Annotated in this window: 12 protein-coding genes; 7 read left to right on the top strand and 5 right to left on the bottom strand. The window is 72.0% G+C overall.

Annotated features, from left to right (window positions below):
• Position 1: 1 nt before the first annotated feature.
• Positions 2-553, bottom strand: coding sequence for a hypothetical protein (locus ABZU32_RS11285; protein WP_354920347.1), 552 nt, complete (start codon positions 551-553; stop codon positions 2-4).
• Positions 553-792: a helix-turn-helix transcriptional regulator gene (locus ABZU32_RS11280; RefSeq protein WP_354920344.1), complete on the bottom strand. Its 240-nt coding sequence runs from the start codon at positions 790-792 to the stop codon at positions 553-555. The genes ABZU32_RS11285 and ABZU32_RS11280 overlap by 1 nt, the downstream gene beginning before the upstream one ends.
• A gap of 217 nt (positions 793-1,009) precedes the next feature.
• On the opposite strand from ABZU32_RS11280, the gene ABZU32_RS11275 reads away from it, so the two are divergent.
• Complete coding sequence (locus tag ABZU32_RS11275; protein ID WP_354920342.1) at positions 1,010-1,552, top strand: isochorismatase family cysteine hydrolase; 543 nt, start codon at positions 1,010-1,012, stop codon at positions 1,550-1,552.
• A gap of 163 nt (positions 1,553-1,715) precedes the next feature.
• Complete coding sequence (locus ABZU32_RS11270) at positions 1,716-3,368, top strand: catalase (protein WP_354920339.1); 1,653 nt, start codon at positions 1,716-1,718, stop codon at positions 3,366-3,368.
• 19 nt (positions 3,369-3,387) lie between these two features.
• On the opposite strand, the gene ABZU32_RS11265 is transcribed toward ABZU32_RS11270, so the two are convergent.
• Complete coding sequence (locus tag ABZU32_RS11265) at positions 3,388-4,092, bottom strand: dienelactone hydrolase family protein (protein WP_354920336.1); 705 nt, start codon at positions 4,090-4,092, stop codon at positions 3,388-3,390.
• Positions 4,093-4,259: 167 nt separating this feature from the next.
• Between ABZU32_RS11265 and ABZU32_RS11260 the strand changes: the two genes are divergently transcribed.
• From ABZU32_RS11260 to ABZU32_RS11250, 3 genes are all read left to right on the top strand, one after another.
• Positions 4,260-5,465 (top strand): YhjD/YihY/BrkB family envelope integrity protein, encoded by a 1,206-nt coding sequence (locus ABZU32_RS11260; RefSeq protein WP_354920333.1) that lies wholly within the window; start codon positions 4,260-4,262, stop codon positions 5,463-5,465.
• Between the two features lie 9 nt (positions 5,466-5,474).
• The gene (locus ABZU32_RS11255; RefSeq protein WP_354834127.1) at positions 5,475-5,891 is read left to right on the top strand and encodes a PH domain-containing protein; all 417 of its coding nucleotides are present in this window, start codon (positions 5,475-5,477) and stop codon (positions 5,889-5,891) included.
• Positions 5,892-6,314: 423 nt separating this feature from the next.
• On the top strand, positions 6,315-8,984 hold the full coding sequence (locus ABZU32_RS11250) for an exo 1,3/1,4-beta-D-glucan glucohydrolase (protein WP_354920330.1): 2,670 nt from the start codon (positions 6,315-6,317) through the stop codon (positions 8,982-8,984).
• 218 nt (positions 8,985-9,202) lie between these two features.
• Here the strand turns inward: ABZU32_RS11250 and ABZU32_RS11245 are convergent, their stop codons facing one another.
• Entirely contained in the window at positions 9,203-10,354 is a 1,152-nt protein-coding gene (locus tag ABZU32_RS11245; RefSeq protein WP_354920327.1) for an LLM class flavin-dependent oxidoreductase, read from the bottom strand.
• 186 nt (positions 10,355-10,540) lie between these two features.
• Positions 10,541-14,128, bottom strand: a complete 3,588-nt coding sequence (locus ABZU32_RS11240) for a discoidin domain-containing protein (RefSeq protein ID WP_354920324.1) — start codon at positions 14,126-14,128, stop codon at positions 10,541-10,543.
• Between the two features lie 485 nt (positions 14,129-14,613).
• Here ABZU32_RS11240 and ABZU32_RS11235 point away from each other — a divergent pair, with 485 nt between their 5' ends.
• The gene (locus tag ABZU32_RS11235; RefSeq protein WP_354920321.1) at positions 14,614-17,610 is read left to right on the top strand and encodes an AAA family ATPase; all 2,997 of its coding nucleotides are present in this window, start codon (positions 14,614-14,616) and stop codon (positions 17,608-17,610) included.
• A gap of 354 nt (positions 17,611-17,964) precedes the next feature.
• Positions 17,965-18,801 (top strand): alpha/beta hydrolase, encoded by an 837-nt coding sequence (locus ABZU32_RS11230; protein WP_354835428.1) that lies wholly within the window; start codon positions 17,965-17,967, stop codon positions 18,799-18,801.
• Positions 18,802-18,813 lie beyond the last annotated feature (12 nt).

The raw sequence follows: 18,813 nt of genomic DNA, 5'->3' as shown, positions 1-18,813 counted from the left end.
GTCAGGCCAGGGCCCCCGCCCCCGCCCCGGCCTCGTCCTCCTCGGTCAGCGGGTCGGGCAGCCGCCAGCCGGCCGTCAGCTGGGGCAGCAGCACGTGGGTGCAGAACAGCGCGTACAGCCACAGGAACACCGTCGGAGCCGGCAGGCGGAGGAAATGGTCGGCGTCGCCGTCCAGCTGGAGGGCCAGGAACGCGGTCATCGCCAGCAGGAAGGCCGTGACGCGATGGGCGGCCGCGTGGGCGAGCCGCCGTTCGGTGAGCTGGCGTTCGTCCAGCTTGTGCCGCGCCACGCCGATCGCGCCCCCGGAGGCGACGTACAGAACGCAGAACACCCACGCGCCGATCACCAGGCACAGGGCCGCGAGGGCGAACGTCGTCCACATCGCCGGGTCGCCCGGCCCGAGGAACCAGCAGACGACCGCGCTGACGTACAGCAGCCCGAGCGCGGCGGCGCCGAGCATGACGGTGAGCCGCCTGCTCCTGCGGGTGCCGTACCAGAAGAGCGGCACGCCGCGCCGGGCGGCCTCGAAGCGCTCTTCTTCGGTTCGCTTCATCACTTCACCACCTCACTGCCCAGCCGGGGGAACGGCGTGAGCGAGAAGACGATCTCCACCGGTACGTCGAAGTACTCCGCGATGCGCAGCGCCAGGTGAAGGCTGGGGCTGTACTCGCCTCGCTCCAGGTAGCCGATGGTCTGGTAGTGGACGCCGAGCGCGGCGGCCAGATCTTTGCGCGAGACCCCGCGCTCCACGCGCAGCATGGAGATGCGGTTGTAGACGTCTTCACCGGACATCGCGGCGCTCTCCTCGCGCTGCGGCCTTGCGGGACGGCGCCTGGAGCCCGCGTGGACGACCCGTTTCGCGTGGGTCCACGACTGCAGTACTCATGGCATGGAATGTAGTACATCTACTACATATCGTCTAGACAGTGTGATCGATCGTTGAGGATCTACGTCATCTATGCACGGCGTCGCGGGTGTTCTGGTGGGTTGGCTGGGCATGCAGGGAGACATGGCGACTACCGCGCTCCTTGTGATCGACATGCTCAGCCCGTACGCGCACGAGGACGTCGAACTGCTGGAGGCCAGCGCCGAGCGGGTGGTGCCGCCGCTGGCCGGGCTGGTGCGGCGGGCCCATGGGCGCGAGGACGTCGAACTGGTCTACGTCAACGACAACCACGGGGACTTCACCGCCTCCCGGGAGGAGATCGAGGACCGCGCCCGCAAGGGCAGGCGGCCCGACCTGGTCGAGCCGCTGCTGCCTCCGCACGACTGCGCGTTCCTCCCCAAGGTGCGGCACAGCGCCTTCTTCGGCACGTCCCTGGAGTACCTGCTCCAGCACCAGGGCGTGGAGAAGGTCATCCTGACCGGGCAGGTCACCGAGCAGTGCATTCTGTACACCGCGCTGGACGCCTACGTGCGCCACTACGCGATCGAGATCCCCCGCGACTGCGTCGCCGACATCCACGGCGATCTCGCCGACGCGGCCGTGCGGATGATGGAGCGCAACATGCGGGCCGAGATCACCGGCGCCGGCGCCTGTCTGGGCGGGTGAGCGCACTCGTCGCAGCGCGTCGTCGGGAAAACCCGCCCGCCCCGCCGGAAGCCGTTCGACCCGCGGATCTTCGCACGGCGGACATTTGACCCGGCAAGGGGCTTAGTTTGCCGTGACGCGGATAGGGGTGGACGACCGACCGCCAACGGAGGGAGCCGTCGTCATGACGGACGTGTCGAGCAAGGGTCCCCAGCCGGGTGACGAGCGCCCGGTGCTGACCAACCGGCAAGGCCACCCGGTCTACGACAACCAGAACCAGCGGACGGTGGGCGCGCGCGGACCGGCCACGCTGGAGAACTACCAGTTCCTGGAGAAGATCAGCCACTTCGACCGGGAACGCATCCCCGAGCGCGTCGTCCACGCGCGCGGCATCACGACCTACGGCTACTTCGAGGCCACCGGCTACCTGGGAGAGGAGCCCATCAGCCGGTACACCCGCGCCGTCCCGTTCAGCGAGCCGGGCAAGCGCACGGACGTCGCCGTGCGGTTCTCCACCGTGATCGGCGGCCGGGACTCCTCGGAGTCGGCCCGCGACCCGCGCGGCTTCGCGGTGAAGTTCTACACAGAGCACGGCAACTGGGATCTGGTGGGCAACAACCTGGCCGTCTTCTTCATCAGAGACGCGATCAAGTTCCCCGACGTGATCCACGCCCTCAAGCCGGACCCGGTGACGTTCCGGCAGGAGCCCAGGCGCATCTTCGACTTCATGTCGCAGACGCCCGAGTGCATGCACATGCTGGTCAACCTGTTCAGCCCGCGCGGCATCCCCGCCGACTACCGGCACATGCAGGGATTCGGCGTGAACACCTACAAGTGGGTGAACGCCCGCGGCGAGACCCACCTGGTCAAGTACCACTGGATGCCCAAGCAGGGCGTCAGGAGCATGACGGCGGCGGACGCGGCGGTCGTCCAGAGCCGCGACCTCGGCCACGCCACCAAGGACCTGCAGGACGCCATCGACCGCGGCGACCACCCCGAGTGGGAGCTGCTGGTGCAGATCATGAGCGACGACGAGCACCCCGAGCTGGACTTCGACCCGCTGGACGACACCAAGGTGTGGCCGGAGGACCGGTTCCCCGCGCTGCCGGTCGGGCGGATGGTGCTCAACAGCAACGTCGCCAACTTCTTCGCCGAGAACGAGCAGATCTCCTTCGGCACCGGAGTGCTGATCGACGGGCTGGACTTCTCCGACGACAAGATGCTGATCGGCCGGACCTTCTCCTACAGCGACACCCAGCGGTACAGGGTGGGTCCGAACTACCTGCAGCTCCCGGTGAACCAGGCGAAGAACGCCCAGGTGCGCACCAACCAGCGCGACGGCCTGATGACCTACCACGTCGACGGCCAGGGCGAGAACCCGCACGTCAACTACGAGCCCTCGATCACCGGCGGGCTCCGGGAGGCGGAGTACCCCTCGCACGACGAGCAGGGCCCGGTCATCAGCGGACGGGTGACCCGCAAGCGCATCCCGCGGACCAACGACTACACGCAGGCGGGGCAGCGCTACCTGCTCCTGGAGCAGTGGGAGCGCGACGACCTGGTGCTGAACCTCACCACCATGCTGGCCCAGTGCGACCGGGCCGTCCAGGAGCGGATGGTCTGGCACCTGCTCCTGGTCGAGGACGACCTCGGCCTGCGCGTCGGCTCCGGCCTCGGCATCGGGCCCGAGGACGTCGCGCACCTGGAACCGCTGGCCAGCCAGGACCTCACCGACGAGGACCGCGAGCGGCTGTCCAACCTGGGCAAGAACGGCCCCCGGGACGTCACCGGCCTGAAGATGACCCACTGCGTCCCCGACGAGCGGTTCATCCCCTAGCCGGCGCCCCGGCGCGGGGTCAGCGGACGGGCAGGTGGCGGGCCAGGAAGTCCATGGCCAGCCGCCAGCTCGCCTCCGCCGCCTCGGGGTGGTGGAACATCGGCGCCTCGAAGTTGTGGAAGGCGTGGCCCGCGTCCTCCTGCACGTGCACCTCCAGGTGGTCGCGCCCCGCCGCCGCCCGCTCGACCTCGGCCACCTTGTCCCGTGGGATGTAGGGGTCCTTGCCGCCGTAGTGGAACTGGACGGGGGCCTCGATGCGGTCGATCAGGTGCAGGGTGTCGTGGACCGAGGATCCGTAGAACGACACGACGGCCGCGGGACGGGTGCGCGCCGCCAGCGTGTACGCCAGCGACCCGCCGAGACAGAAACCGAGGAGCCCGGCGCCGCCGGCGACCTCCGGCAGGCCGGACAGCACGCCGAGCGCCGCCTCGGCGTCGTCCACGCCGGTCTCGAAGTCGAACCGGCCGACGAGCTGCAGCGAGCCGGCCAGCCCCTCCTGGTCGTGCTCGGCTTCCCAGTTGCGCTGCAGCCGCCAGAACAGGTCGGGCGCGCCCACCACGTACCCACGCCCGGCCAGGTCCTCGGCGACCTTGCGGATGTAGGAGCCGACGCCGAAGATCTCCTGGATCAGCAGCAGGCCGGGCCCGCGGCCCGCCTCCGGCACCCAGACGTCCATGTCGAACCCGCCGTCGGCGACGGTGACGGTCTCGCGGCGCTCGCGCATGCTTCCTCCCGGCACTGGTGGAGATCTCCTCCCCGACCTTAGTGACCCCGGCCCTGGGGCGTCCGGCCTGTGCGGGTTTGCCGCGCGGGCACCTGGGCAGCCGCCGGAGCACAGGCAGGGCGGGAAGAAGGCGCGCAGGACGCGCCGGTGTGGAGATGGTGCGGGAGATGACCTACCACGACATCCAGCGTCGAGACCTCCAGCGGTCCGGGGACGCGGAGACGGCGCCCGAGGGCCCCCTGCAACTGTCGGGACGGTCGTGGTGGGGGGTGCTCAAGCGCACCGTCAAGGAGTTCCAGCAGGACAAGGTCACCGACTGGGCCGCCGCGCTCACCTACTACGCCGTGCTGTCGCTGTTCCCCGCGCTGCTGGCCGCGGTGTCGCTGCTCGGGCTGTTCGGCAGGCCCGCGATCCAGCCGCTGGTCGACAACCTCGGCGCCGTCGCCCCCGGGCCCGCCCGCGACGTCCTCGGCCAGGTGCTGACCGCGCTCCAGGGCAGCCCGCGCGCCGCCGGCATCACCACCGCCATCGGCATCGCGGTCGCGCTGTGGTCGGCCTCGGGGTACGTCGGGGCGTTCATGCGGGCGGCGAACGTGATGTACGAGATGCCCGAGGGGCGGCCCATCTGGAAGACGCTGCCGCTGCGGGTGGGCATCACCGCGGTCCTCGTCGTGCTCATGGCCGCCGGCGCCGTGGCGGTGGTGTTCACCGGCGGGCTCGCCGACCAGGCCGGCAAGCTGCTCGGCGTCGGCGACACCGGGCTCGCCGTGTGGAGCATCGCCAAGTGGCCGGTGCTGGTCGTGGCGGTGATGGGTGTCCTGGCCCTGCTGTACTGGGCGGCGCCCAACGTCGAGCAGCCCGGTTTCCGCTGGGTGACGCCCGGCAGCGTGCTGGCCGTGGTCCTGTGGATCCTCGCCTCGCTCGTCTTCGGGTTCTACGTGGCGAACTTCTCCTCCTACAGCAAGACCTACGCGGCGCTGGCCGGGGTCATCGTCTTCCTGGTCTGGCTGTGGATCACGAACATCGCCGTGCTGCTGGGGGTGGAGTTCGACGCCGAGCTGGCCCGGGGACGCGCCATCGCCTCCGGCCACCCCGCCGACCGGGAGCCGTACGTGGAGCCACGCGACACCAGGAAGATGGACGCCGAGGAGCAGGCCGGAATGCCGGGGGAGATCGGCGCCGAGCCCCGGGAGGCCCGGCCCGGGAGCGAGGCCGAGAGCCAGGGCCCGGGGCAGGGCGAACGCCGGCCGGAGGGCGGACGGCCCGAAGCGGACGGCGAGACGGCCGCGGACGGCGAGACGGCGGCGGACGGCGGGACGGCGGCGGACGGCGGGACGGCGGGAGACGGCCGGGCCGCGCGGGGCGGACGGTAGCGTTCGGGTATGACCGCCCTCTCCCGGCAGTGGCGGGTCCGGCGCGAGTACACCCTCCTCAAGGGAGCCGCCGCGGCCGCCTTCGCCGTCATCGCCTTCGCCGTGTCGGGGGACACGCGCGGCATGCTGCTGTGCGCGGCCGCCGCCGTGCTGCTGGCCGGGTTCGCCCTGCGCGACGTGCTGGCCCCGGTGCGGCTGGCCGCCGACGAGGGGGGCCTCACCGTGGTGACCGGGATGGCGCGGCGCGAGCGGGTGCCCTGGCCGCTGGTCGAGCACATCCGGGTGGCCGCCAACGCCCGGTACGGACTGCGCTGGGACATGCTGGAGATCGAGACCGCCGACGGGCTGCACCTTTTCTCCGCGCACGAGCTCGGCACCTCCTGCGTCGAGGCGGCCGAAGAGCTGTTCCGGCTGCGACCGGCCTGACCGCACCGGCCGACCGCACCGGCCGACCGCATCGACCGGCTGACCGCACCGGCTGACCGCATCGACCGGGACCGCATCGACCGGGACCGCATCGACCGGCCCGACCCCACCGAGCGACCCTGCCGCGCCGGCGTGCTCGGCGGCATCTTTCATCCTCGGCCGCCCGCCGGGTCGCGGGCGGGGGGTGAAAGCGCTCTCTGGCCCGCGTCGTCCCGGTCCGCCGACGCGGTACGCGAACGCCTGCTCAGCCCAATGTTCGCCGGGTGGCGGGCCGCCCGCAGGGCCGTACCGGGCGCCCCATGTGGCTCGGAGAGCGCTCTATCATCGCTTGACTCGGCGCTGTCACATGGTCAGTATCCGAACAGTGCGGCTGCGGGGGGAGCCGCGGACGATCCGCGCAGTCCAAACGAGAACGGATGCTCCATGACCAGACCTCCTGTCCGATCAAGAGCCCGCCGGGGCGCCACGGCGCTGGTGGCGGGCCTCGCGCTCCTCGCGGGCGGCGCCGTGGGCACGCCCACCGCGGGCGCCGACAGCGCGAAGGGCCACAGGCAACCGGTGGTCGGCAAGCCCGCCATGGACGAGCACGGCTGCGCCCGCATCGAGAAGAGCCTGCCCAAGCTGTCCGACTGGCCCAAGGTCGACAGCCGGGTCAAGAAGAACCCGGCCGACGAGCGGCGCATCGCCAAGATCGTCGCGGGTATGACCGTCGCCGAGAAGGTCGGCCAGATGACCCAGCCGGAGATCAACGCGATCACGCCGGCCGAGGTCACGCAGTACTCCATCGGCACGATCCTCAACGGCGGCGGCTCCTGGCCCGGCCGCGACAAGCACGCGCCGCAGAAGGCGTGGCTCGACGTCGCCGACGCGTTCTGGCAGGCGTCCCTCGCCACCAGGACCAAGATCCCCGTCATCTGGGGCATCGACGCCGTGCACGGCAACAGCAATGTGTACGGCGCGACGCTCTTCCCGCACAACATCGCGCTCGGCGCCGCGCACGACCCGTGCCTGGTCCGTGACATCGGCGCGGCGACGGCGAAGCAGGTCCGCGCCACCGGCCAGGACTGGGCGTTCGCCCCGACGCTCGCGGTCGTGCGCGACGACCGGTGGGGCCGCACCTACGAGGGCTTCTCCGAAGACCCGCGCATCACCCGCGCCTACGGCTACGAGGCGGTCCGCGGCCTGCAGGGCATGCACCCCCGCGGCGTCGGCGACACCGGGGTCATCGCCACCGCCAAGCACTACATCGGCGACGGCGGCACGATCAAGGGCACCGACCAGGGGGTGAACCCCTCCTCCGAGGCCGAGATGATCAACCTCCACGGCCAGGGCTACTACGGCGCGCTCGCGGCCGGGGCGCAGACCGTCATGGCGTCCTTCAACAGCTGGACCAACGCCGACCTCGGCATCGACGAGGGCAAGATGCACGGCAGCAAGCGCGCGCTCACCGACATCCTCAAGGGCAAGATGGGCTTCGACGGCCTGGTCGTCGGCGACTGGAACGCCCACGGCCAGGTCACGGGCTGCACCAACTCCAGTTGTGCGCGGGCGATCAACGCCGGCGTCGACGTCATCATGGTGCCCAACGACTGGAAGGCGTTCATCGCCAACACCATCGCCCAGGTGCAGAGCGGCGAGATCCCGATGGCGCGCATCGATGACGCGGTCACCCGCATCCTGCGCGTGAAGCTGCGCGCCGGGGTGTTCACCGCGCCCAAGCCCTCGGCGCGCGCCTTCGCCGGCTCGGCCGACGCCCTCCAGGCCAAGGCGCTGGCGCGCAAGGCCGTCCGCGAGTCGCAGGTGCTGCTCAAGAACAACGGCAGGGTGCTGCCGCTGTCACCCAGGTCCAAGGTGCTGGTCGTCGGCAAGAGCGCCGACAGCCTGCAGAACCAGACCGGCGGCTGGAGCCTCAGCTGGCAGGGCACCGGCAACACCAACGCCGACTTCCCCAACGGCACGAGCATCCTCGCCGGCCTGCGCGAGGCGCTCGGCGCCGCCAACGTCACCTTCAGCGAGACGGCCGACGGCGTCGACCCCTCGCAGTACGACGCGGTCGTCGCGGTGATCGGCGAGACCCCGTACGCCGAGGGCGTCGGCGACCTCGGGCGCCGCTCGCTGCAGGCCGCCGCGCTCTACCCCGGCGACCTGGCCCTCTTGGACAAGGTCCACGGCAAGGGCGCCCCGGTCGTCACCGTGTACCTCTCCGGCCGCCCGCTGCAGGTCAACAAGGAGCTCAACCGCTCCGAGGCGTTCGTCGCGGCCTGGCTGCCCGGCACCGAGGGCGGCGGCGTCGCCGACCTGCTGGTACGCGGCCCGCGCACGGGCCAGGGCTACACCGGCAAGCTGTCCTACTCCTGGCCCAAGGGCGCCTGCCAGTCCCCGCTCAACGCCGGCGACCAGGACTACGACCCACTCTTCCCGATCGGCTACGGCCTGCGCTACGGGCAGACCGGCGCGGTGGGGACCCTCGACGAGACCGCGCAGACCGGCAGGTGCGGTGCGACCGGCGGCGGAGGCACCGCAACCGAGGACCTGGAGGTGTTCAACCGCACCGACGTCGCCCCGTACAAGAGCTACATCGGCTCGGCGGAGAACTGGGGCGGCACCGAGATCGGCCCGGACGGCGAGGCCGCCCACACCGAGATCAACGTCGTGCCCTCCGACGTGAACGTCCAGCAGGACGGCCTCAAGGCGACCTGGACCGGCGGTCCCGCGCAGCTCTACATGCAGGACCCGGCCGGCGGCACCGACCTGCGCGGCTACCTCAACGCCGACGCCGCCCTGGAGTTCGACACCATCGTCCACCAGCCGCCGGCCGGCCGGACGGTGATCAGCTCGCACTGCGTGTACCCGTGCCTGGCCGAGGTGGTGGCGACCTCGCTGTTCCAGAACCTGCCCGTGGGGAGCAAGGCCACCGTCAAGATCCCGGTGTCGTGCTTCTCGCCGAACCTGGACTTCGAGACCGTCAACACCCCGTTCCTGGTCTACACCGAGGCCGCCTTCTCGGCGTCCTTCGCCAACGTCCGCTGGGTGCCCGGCGCCGCCAAGGACCCCGACGCCCGTAAATGCTCTGACCTGACCGATCCGGCGTGACCGATCCGACACGATCCGACCTGACCGATCCGGCCTGACCCGGCCCCACCTGATGTGAACCGGCCGGCCGGGGCCGGCACCGGCTGCTGAATCGACGGTGAAGGCCGCGGGAGGATTTCTCCCGCGGCCTTCACGCGCCGCGCGTCCAGAGGCGGCCGGATCGGGCGTCAGCGGCAGGCCGGGACTCGTCCGGGGTCAGGCATCAGCTCGAACCGGTGTCAGCTCGAACCGGTGGCGGCGAAGGGGATGGCGGTGGCGGTCTCGTCGGTGGCGGCGGGGTGGCGCCACAGGCCGCGCTCGCGCAGGATCGGCAGGACGCCTTCGCCGAACCAGTAGGCCTCCTCGACGTGCGGGTGGCCGGACATGACGAACTCGGTGATGCCCAGGCGGTGGTACTCCTCGATGCGGTCGGCCACCTCGGTGTGGCTGCCGACCAGGGCCGTTCCCGCGCCGCCGCGAACCAGGCCGACGCCCGCCCACAGGTTCGGATAGATCTCCAGCTCGTCCCGCCTGCCGCCGTGCAGGGCGAGCATGCGCTTCTGCCCCTCGGACTCGCTGCGCGCCAGGCCCGCCTGCACCTTCTCGACGGTGGCAGGGTCGATGCCGTCCAGCAGCCTGCGGGCCTGCGCCCAGGCCTGCTCGCCGGTGTCCCGGGTGATGACGTGCAGCCGGATGCCGTGCTTGAGCACGCGCCCCTCGGCCGCGGCCAGGCCGTTCACCCAGGCGATCTTCTCGGCGACGGCCGCCGGCGGCTCGCCCCAGGTGAGGTAGGCGTCCACGTGCCGGGCCGCCACCCGCCCCGCGGCGGGGGAGGAGCCGCCGAAGTAGACCTCGGGCACCGGGTCGGGCAGCCGGTCCAGGCGCGCGCCCTCCACGCGCAGGTGGTCGCCGGTGAAGTCGACGCTCTCGCCCCGCCACAGCGACCTGACGATGTGCAGGAACTCGTCGGTCCGCGCGTAGCGGGCGTCCTTGTCCAGGAAGTCGCCGTACGCGCGCTGCTCGTGGCTCTCGCCGCCGGTCACCACGTTGAGCAGCAGCCGTCCCTGGGAGTGCCGCTGGAAGGTGGCGGTCATCTGCGCGGCCAGGGTGGGGGAGACGAAGCCGGGCCGGAAGGCGACCAGGAACTTCAGGCGCTCGGTGGTGACGGCCAGCATGGCCGTGGTCAGCCACGCGTCCTCGCACCAGGCGCCGGTGGGCGTGAGCGCCCCGACGAAGCCGAGCTGCTCGGCCGCCTGCACGATCTGCCGGAGGTAGGCCAGCGTGGCGGGCCGGGCGCCGCCGGCCGAGCCGGCGGGCAGGCCGTGACCGCCGCCCACCACGTCCCGGCTGTCGCCGTAGGTGGGCAGGAACCAGTGGAACGTCAAGGTCATCGCGTCTTCCCCTCGATATGGCAAGGTCAACCGTAATCCCCTTATTGCAGGTAGGCAATACCGGTCGTGGAAGACACGAATGCTCCCGGGGCGATGGTGCCCCGGGAGCATTCGCGGGTCGGCCGCGGGTCGGTCTCGGTTCGGTCGTGGGCCGGCCGCGCGGTTCGGTCGCGGGTCGTTCTCAGGTCAGTTGCGGACGATGGTGAAGGTCGAGGTGGTGTTCCTGATGTCCACGGCGTTGTCCCTCAGCACCAGGTTGTTGAACGTCGCCGAGCCGACCGCCGGGCCCTGGCCCGGTTCGGGCAGCTCGTTCGCCCAGACGCCGAACCCGGACTTGGCGTCGAACGCGTCGCCGCTCTTACGGGCGCCGGAGATCGTGACGTTGGTCAGGATGGTGTCCTTGATCGGGTTCACCGGCTGGCCGCCGATGTACTGCGTCTGGAACATGATCCCGCTGTAGGTCGGGTCCACGATGTCCACGTCGCTGATGCGGATGCCCTGGAACACCTTCGAGGCCGAGAAGAGCCAGATGGCCGGGAAGGTCTGCTGGCCCCAGAAGTGGCCGCCCGCGCGGACGATCGAGATGTTCTGGAACTGGGTGGGCGGGTCGGCGCCGAACCCGTTCATCGCGTACCCGAAGTCCAGCGAGCTGATCGTGATGCCCGAGTACACCAGCGTGTCGGCGATGTAGATGTTGCGGAAGGTGTTGGCGTACCCGCCGTAGACGGCCACGCCGGCGGCGCGCCATGGCGTCAGGGCGGTCAGGTTCTCGTAGAGGTTGTTCTTCTCGTCGGCCCCGCCGGCGTCGATGGCCGAGAACAGCGCGAAGCTGTCGTCACCGGTCGTGCGGGCCTCGATGTTGGTGACGTGGTTGTCGGTGCTGCCGTTGGTCATGTTGACGCCGTCGGCCCACAGGTCGCGGATCCGCGAGTTCTTGATCGTGATCCGGTCGGTGTTCTGGCCCCAGTACAGGCAGACCGTGTGCTCGTTCCACACGTTGTCGATCGTCATGTCGGCGACGTTGGCCCAGTTGAACACCTTGCCCGGGCCGTCGATGCGGTTGGTGTAGTTGCCGAAGTAGGCGAACCCGGAGAAGGAGGAGCCGTTCGCCGAGGAGGAGGCGTCGAAGCCGACGTCGGTGTTCTCCTGGTTCTGCGGCGCGCGGAACTGGGTGTACCAGGGCCCGGCGCCGACCACCTTGATCGCCTTGCCGTACACGTTGAACTTCGAGGCGGTGTCGTAGGTGCCCGGCGGCAGGTAGACGCCCACCAGCGTGCCCGTGGTGTCCATCCGCGCCTTGTCCAGGGCGTTCTGCACGTCCTGGTGGGTGAAGCCCGCCGGCACCGCGTACCTGGCGGGGTCGGGGTTGGCGATCGGCGACACCTGCTCCAAGTTGATGAAGTCGATCGCGTACGTCGTGCCGTTCGCCGGGTCCTTCTGCAGCCTGATCTTGCTGCCGGCCGGGACGGTCTGCCCGAGCATGACGCTGGCCTCGTCGTAGATGTGCCGCGGCGGGCCCGCGCCCGGCGAGTTCGACGGGCTGGCTTCGGCGCCGTACACCCAGGTGTACCGCGAGGTCAGGTTGATCGGCTTGAGGAAGGCGCCGTTGACGTAGATGTTCAGCGTCGAGTCGATGCCGCCGCCGCCGGAGGAGTCGGGGATGGAGAAGCGGGTGACCAGGGTGTTGGTGCTCGCCTTGGTGGTGAACTCGACGTAGCTGCCGTTGCCGTTCAGCGTCACGGCCCTGCGGCCGGACGCCTCGCCCGCGACGGTGCCGATGTCCCTGCTCGGCCCGACGACCTGCGCGCCGCCGCCGGCCACCGCGTCCTCGGCCTCGTACATGTCGTAGGGCATGTTGGCGCCCCGGCCGACGAAGAACGACTGGCTGGTGGTGTTGTTGGCCTGCTTGACCGGCAGTTCGTTGGCGTCGGCGGCCAGCACCGTCCTGACGGTGTACTTGCCGTTGGCCGCCGTCCAGGTGCCCAGGTTGATCGGCGCCGTGGTGGCGCCGGCCGCGATCGCGCCGCTGTAGGAGCCGGTCAGCGTCCGCACGACCGTCCCGCCGTCGTTGGTGACGGTCAGCGTGATGCCGTGCGCGCCGGACGCGGAGGCCACGGTGCCCTGGTTCTTGATCGCCACGGTGAAGGTGACGGTGTTGCCCGCCGCCGGATTGCTCGGCGTCCAGCTTGCCACGGGCACCAGGTCGGAGCTGTCGACCGGCCGGACCGTGAGCGAGGTGGGGCTGGTGTAGGAGTTGTTGGCCTCGTTCAGCTCCACGACGCCGTTGGACTCGTCCACCTTGGCGGTGATGGGGTAGGTGCCCGCGTCGCGCGGCCCGATGTTGGCCGAGACGGTGGTGGAGGCCCCGGCGGCCAGTGCGCCGACCGACGCGGTGCCGACCTTGGTGCTCCCCAGGTAGAGGTTGACGTTCGTGGCGCCCGAGGCCGCCGTGCCGCCGTTGCGCACGGTCGCCGACAGCGTGACGGCGTCGGTCTCCACCGGCGAGGCGGGGGAGGAGGTGATGCCGGTGACGGTCAGGTCGGGGTTCGGGGCGGCCGTGCCGATGACCTGGAACTCGGCCACCTGTCCGGCCGGCGCGCCGGAGTTGGCGGTGAACCGGAGCTGGACGTCGGCCACCGTGGCGGACACCGGGATCGTCACCGTGTTGCCCGACGCCGGGTTGAAGGTGTACGTCGCGGCCGCTGCCAGGCCGGCGAAGGTCGTGGAGTTCTGGTCGCGGCCGAGCACCTGGATGGTCTGTGTGCGGGTGCCCCACGCGCTGTCGGGGTTCAGCTTCAGCACGACCTGGTTGACGCTCGCGTTCGCGCCGAGCTGCACGGTCAGCGTGTTGGGGTAGCTGCCCCCCGCGCCCTCCCAATACGTCGTGAGGTCGCCGTCGTTGGCGTTGGTGGCCACGAAGGTGTGCACGAACGACGACGCGGTGATCGGCTTGCCGCTCGCCAGGTTGGATCCGCCGCCGCCGCTGCCCGCGCGCGTGACGGTGTTGCTGACCGCCGACTCATGGCCCGCGGCGTCCTTGGCGGTGACCTGGTAGGACACGGTCGCGGTGTCGGGCTGGGAGTCGGTGTAGGTCAGCACGCCGCCCGCCACCGTGCCGCGCACGGCGTTGTTGGCGTAGATGGTGTAGCCGGTGACGCCCACGTCGTCGGTGGAGGCGTTCCAGGTCAGCTTGATCTGCCCGGAGGCCGGCTGGGTGTAGGCCAGGTTGGACGGGGCGCTCGGCGCCTGGGTGTCACCGGTGACCGGCCCGTACACCTCGAACTCCGACAGCTGGCCCGCCGGCCACCCGGTGTTGCCGGTGATGGTCAGCCGCACGTACCGGGTGGTGGTCGTGGCGAAGTCGATGGTCACCGTGTTGGCGCCGGTGAAGGTGTAGCCGGCCGAGCCCACGATGGTGGAGAAGCTCGACCCGGTCGTGCTGCCCTGGACGGTCAGGGTCTGGGTGCGCGCGCCCCAGCCCGAGGTGGGGAGCTTCAGGACGACGCCGTTGACGCTCCTGCTGGATCCGAGGTCCACCTGGATCCACTGCGGGAAGGCGTTGTTGGCGCTCTCCCAGTAAGTGCCCTGGTTGCCGTCGTTGACGTTGCCGGCCGTGTAGACGTCGGTGAAGCTGCTCGCGGTGACGGTCTTGCCCGTGGCGAGGTTCGGCCCGGCCACCGCGGACGCCGGCAGGACCGGGCCCGCCAGGACGAGCAGGCCGGCCGCGAGCAGCGCCGCGACCAGCCGTAATACCGGGGGGTGCTTCTTTCTCATCGCGTTCTCTATCTCTCGTCTGGGACGACGGATCGCGGCGGCGCCGTGGCGCCGGCAGTGGTCGCCGGGGGGTGGTGATCTCGAGCCAGAGGCAGAGGCGGGGGGCGCGGAAGGGCCCGCGCGGGCTCCGCGCCGGGGGTCGCCGGCAGGGAGGATGACGCCGCGCTCGGAGCGCGGGAGGGGACAGGGGCTGCGCTGGATCGGGGATTGGGGCCGCGCTGGTAACGCCGGCGGTGACCGGCAGCGCGATGCCGAGACCGACATCACCGGGGGCCTCCCTTATGGGAGCCGGGCGGACGCACGGACGCGTTGCGGTCCAGCCGGAAGTTGCAGGCTATAGAACGAAAGCGAGCAGTGATTTGCAAGATTCTTGCAGTGCGTTGGCCAAAGGTTACATACGTGCTACAGCCGAGTCAACGGGCTGTAAGCAACAGACCGGACATGTCCCTTCCGATGGGTGAGAACTCGGCGTAACACTGGAAGACGTGTCTCCCGCGTCGCTCCCCGCCCGGGTGGCCGTCCTGCGCGGCAGAGACGCCGAACAGGATGCGGTCCGGCGGCTGCTGGACCGAGCCCGCACCGGCTCGGGCGGCGCCATGCTCTTCGCCGGCGGGCCCGGCATGGGCAAGACGGCCCTGCTCGACCACGCCGCCGGGCAGGCGCGCGGCTTCCTGGTCCTGCGCACCCGCGGCGCCGAGAGCGAGCACGGCCTGCCCCACGCCGCCCTCCACCGCCTCCTGCGCCCCCTCGGAGACCCCGGCCCCCACCTGCCCGAACCGCAGGCCGCCCTCCTGCGCGCCACCCTTCACCTCCCGCCGGCCTCCCGGCCCCTCTCGGCCACGGGTCCGCGTGCTCCAGGCACCACAGCCTCGGACGGGCCCACCCCGGCGGCAGCGGCAGGGGGCCGGCCTTCGGCGGCACGCCGGCGGGCCCGGACCGCCGCCGCCCCGTTCCGCCCGGTGGCCCCCACGCAGGAGGCGGGGGACGCGCTCGGGCCGGCGGTGGCGGTGCTGGAGTGGCTGGCGTCCCTGGCCGCCCGCGGGCCCGTCCTGGTCTGCGTCGACGACCTGCACCACCTCGACGCGGCCAGCCACGACCTGCTGCTGTTCGCCGCCCGCCGCCTGGCCGCCGAGCCGGTCGCCTTCCTGTTCACCGCCGACCGGCCGCCGGGACACGGGGCGGCGCTGGACGACGAGGTGCCCGTGCGGGTGCTGGGCCCGCTCGACCCGGCCGCCGCCAGGCAGATGCTCGACGACCTCGCCCCGGCCGGGCTCGGCGAGGACCTGCGCGCGTCGCTCGAACGGCTCGCCCACGGCGTCCCCCTCGCCCTGGCCGAACTGACCGGATCGCTCACGCCGGGCCGGCTCGCCGGCACGCACGCGCCTCCCGTCTCCGTCCCGCCGGGCGGCCGGCTCTGGCGCGCCCACACCCGCCGGCTCGCTGCGTTGCCCGAGGCCACCCGGGCGCTGCTCCTGCTGGTCGCCGCCGACCCCGACCTCGACATCCCGACCCTGGTCCGCGCCGCCGCACCACGCCACGGCGACGCCGCCCGGCCCGACGATGCCCGACCACGCCACGGCGACGCCGCACCGTCCGAAGCCGGAGAACGGTACGGCGGCGGGGTCCCGCCCGACGCCGGACGAGGTCACGGCGGGGGCGTCTCGCCCGGGCACGTGCTGGACCTGCTCGAACCGGCCGAGGTCGCCGGCGTCCTCACCGCCGAGGGCGACCGGTACGCCTTCGCCGAGCCCGTGATGGGTCCGGTCGTCTACGCCGCCGCCTCCCCGGCCGCCCGGCGCGCGGCGCACCGCCTGCTCGCCGGCGTGCTGCACCACGACCACCAGCGCCTGCGGCGGGCCTGGCACCGCGCCGCCGCCCTCGACGGCTCGGTGGACGAGCTGGCCGCCGAGCTCGCCGAGGCGGCGCAGGCCGCCGGCCCGCACGCCGGTCATCCCGAGCCCTATCTCGCCCTCGAACGTGCCGCGGAGCTGACCGAGCGCGGCGAGGTCAAGGCCGCCCGGCTCGCGGCGGCCGCCCACCACGCGTCCATCTCGGGCCACCCGCAACGGGCCAGGGCGCTGCTCGCCCGGCTGTCGCCGCTCACCGTCCCCGCGGAGATGCGCGGCCAGGCCGAGCTGCTGCGCGGCAACCTGGAGCTGCTCGGCGGCGAGACCGGCAGCGCGCACGACAGGTTCCTGGCCGCCGCCGGGTGGCTGCTCGACCGCGACCGATCCCTCGGCGTCCGCGCCCTGGTCCGCGCCGCCGAGGCCGGCTACTTCGCCGGCGACCATCAGCGCTTCCTCGCCATCGCCCGGCGCGCCGCCGTCCTGCGCCGCGTCCTGCTCCTGGCGCCCCATGTCCACAGCACGGCCATGCTGGTATGGGCCGGATCGGCCGGCCTGCTGCTCGGCGACGACGCCAACGCGCTCGCCCTGGCCACCCGGGCCGTCGAGAGCGCGCGCGGACGGGGAGGCGCCTCGGCGCTGCCGCAACTGCTGTCGGCCGTCATCAACGCCGAACTCTGGCTCGGCCGGTACGGATCGGTCACCCGCCACGCCATCGAAGGGCTGCGGCTCGCCCAGGAGACCGGCCAGCACAACACCGCGGGCCAGCATCTTGCGTGGCTCGCGCTGGCCGCGGCCGTCCAGGGCGACAAGGAGACCTGCCGCACCCGGGCCGCGGCCGCCCTGGAGGTCGCCGACGCCCACGGGCTCGGCGTGGCGGCGGCGCTCGGCAACTGGGCCCTCGCCCACCTCGACCTGTCCCGCGGCCGGGCCGCCGACGCCGCCGGCCGGCTGCGCGCCGAGCTCCGGAACGGCCACGTGGTCGTCCGGGTGATGGCCACCCCCACCTTCATCGAGGCCGCGGCGCGCACCGGCGAACGGCAGGACGCCATGGCCGCGCTGGACGTGCTCGACCGCTGGGCGGGCAGCACGCGCAACCCCGACCGGCTCGCGCTCGCGGCGCGATGCCACGCGTTGCTCGCCGAGCCGGGCGCGTCGGAAGAGCTGTTCCGCCACGCTCTCGACCTGCACCACCGCGGGTCGTGCGAGTTCGAGACGGCCAGGACGGAGCTGTTGTTCGGCGGCGCGCTGCGCCGCGACCGGCGTCCCGGCGCGGCGCGGGAGCACCTCCACAGCGCGCTCGACGCCTTCGAACGGTTCGGCGCCCGGCTGTGGGCGGCCCAGGCCCGCGCCGAACTGCGCGCCGCCGGGCAGGCCGTCCCGCCCCCGTCCACGCCGGCGGCCAGGCCGTTCTCTCATCTGCCGGAGGGCGAGCGCCAGGCGGACCGCCAGGCCCAGATCGCCCGGCTCACGGCGCAGCAGGAGCAGATCGCGCGGATGGTCGCGGAGGGCGCCACCAACCGCGAGGTGGCGGCACGGCTGGTCATCAGCCCCCGCACCGTCGACCACCACCTGCGGAACATCTTCGCCCAACTCGGCATCCGCTCCCGCGTGGACCTGGCCCGCCTCCTGTCCTGACGGCGAGGAGGCGGGTGAGCGCCTCCCGGTCAAGGCCGGTGATTTCGCCGATGCGCGGCTGACTTCGGGATCTCACAATTGCGGCAGTCAGTAGTCAGCAGAAGCGTCCCGCTGACCTGCGGTGTCCCCCGTCCGAACCGTGCCGGCCGGCCCCCCGGCCGCCTGCTTCGGGCCGCCGCCGGGTCGCCGGGCGCCTCGCCCGCTGGTCCCCCCACCGACAGGGAGCACACGAACGTGCAGCCACGCGAGATCCTCTCCCTCACCCCCCTGCCCGCCGCCACCCCCCTGCGAGACCGGGCCGCCGTCCCCCGGCGGCGGTTCGGGACGCGGCTCATCACCAAGGTGTGCCTGGCCCTGGCCCTGACCGGCGGCGCCCTCGCCGCGGCCCCCGGCGCGCACGCGGCGGCAGGCCCCTACGAGCGCGGCCCGGCGCCCACCAACGCGAGCATCGAGGCGGCCCGCGGGCCGTTCGCGACCGCCCAGACCTCGGTGTCCTCGCTGAGCGTCAGCGGGTTCGGCGGCGGCACCATCTACTATCCGACCGACACCAGCCAGGGGACCTTCGGCGCCATCGCCATCTCCCCGGGGTACACCGCCACCTGGTCGAGCCTGAGCTGGCTCGGACCCCGGCTCGCCTCGCAGGGGTTCGTCGTGTTCGGCATCGAGACCAACACCCTGTACGACCAGCCCGACAGCCGGGGCAGGCAGCTGCTCGCCGCGCTGGACTACCTGGTCAGCAACAGCAGCAGCACGGTGCGGGCCCGCATCGACACCACGCGCCTGGCCGTGGCCGGGCACTCCATGGGCGGCGGCGGCACCCTGGAGGCCGCGAACGCGCGCCCGTCGCTGCAGGCCGCCATCCCCATCGCCCCGTGGAACCTCGACAAGAGCTGGTCGGGCGTGCGCGTCCCCACCATGATCATCGGCGGCCAGGCGGACGCCATCGCCCCGGTGGCCACGCACTCCCAGCCGTTCTACACCAGCATTCCCTCCTCGACCGAGAAGGCGTACATGGAGCTCACCGGGGCCTCGCACTTCTTCCCGCAGACGTCCAACACCACGATGGCCAAGTACATGATCTCGTGGATGAAGCGCTTCATCGACGACGACACCCGCTATGACCAGTTCCTCTGCCCGGCGCCGCGCAGCATCGCGATCTCGGAGTACCGCGACACCTGTCCGCTCACCTAGCCGCGGGTCCCG

It is taken from the genome of Sphaerisporangium sp. NPDC005288, assembly GCF_040607475.1.
Classification (GTDB): Bacteria; Actinomycetota; Actinomycetes; order Streptosporangiales; family Streptosporangiaceae; genus Sphaerisporangium; species Sphaerisporangium rhizosphaerae.
The sequence above is the reverse complement of the archived record's forward strand: the minus strand, read 5'-3'. Positions and strand labels throughout refer to the sequence as shown.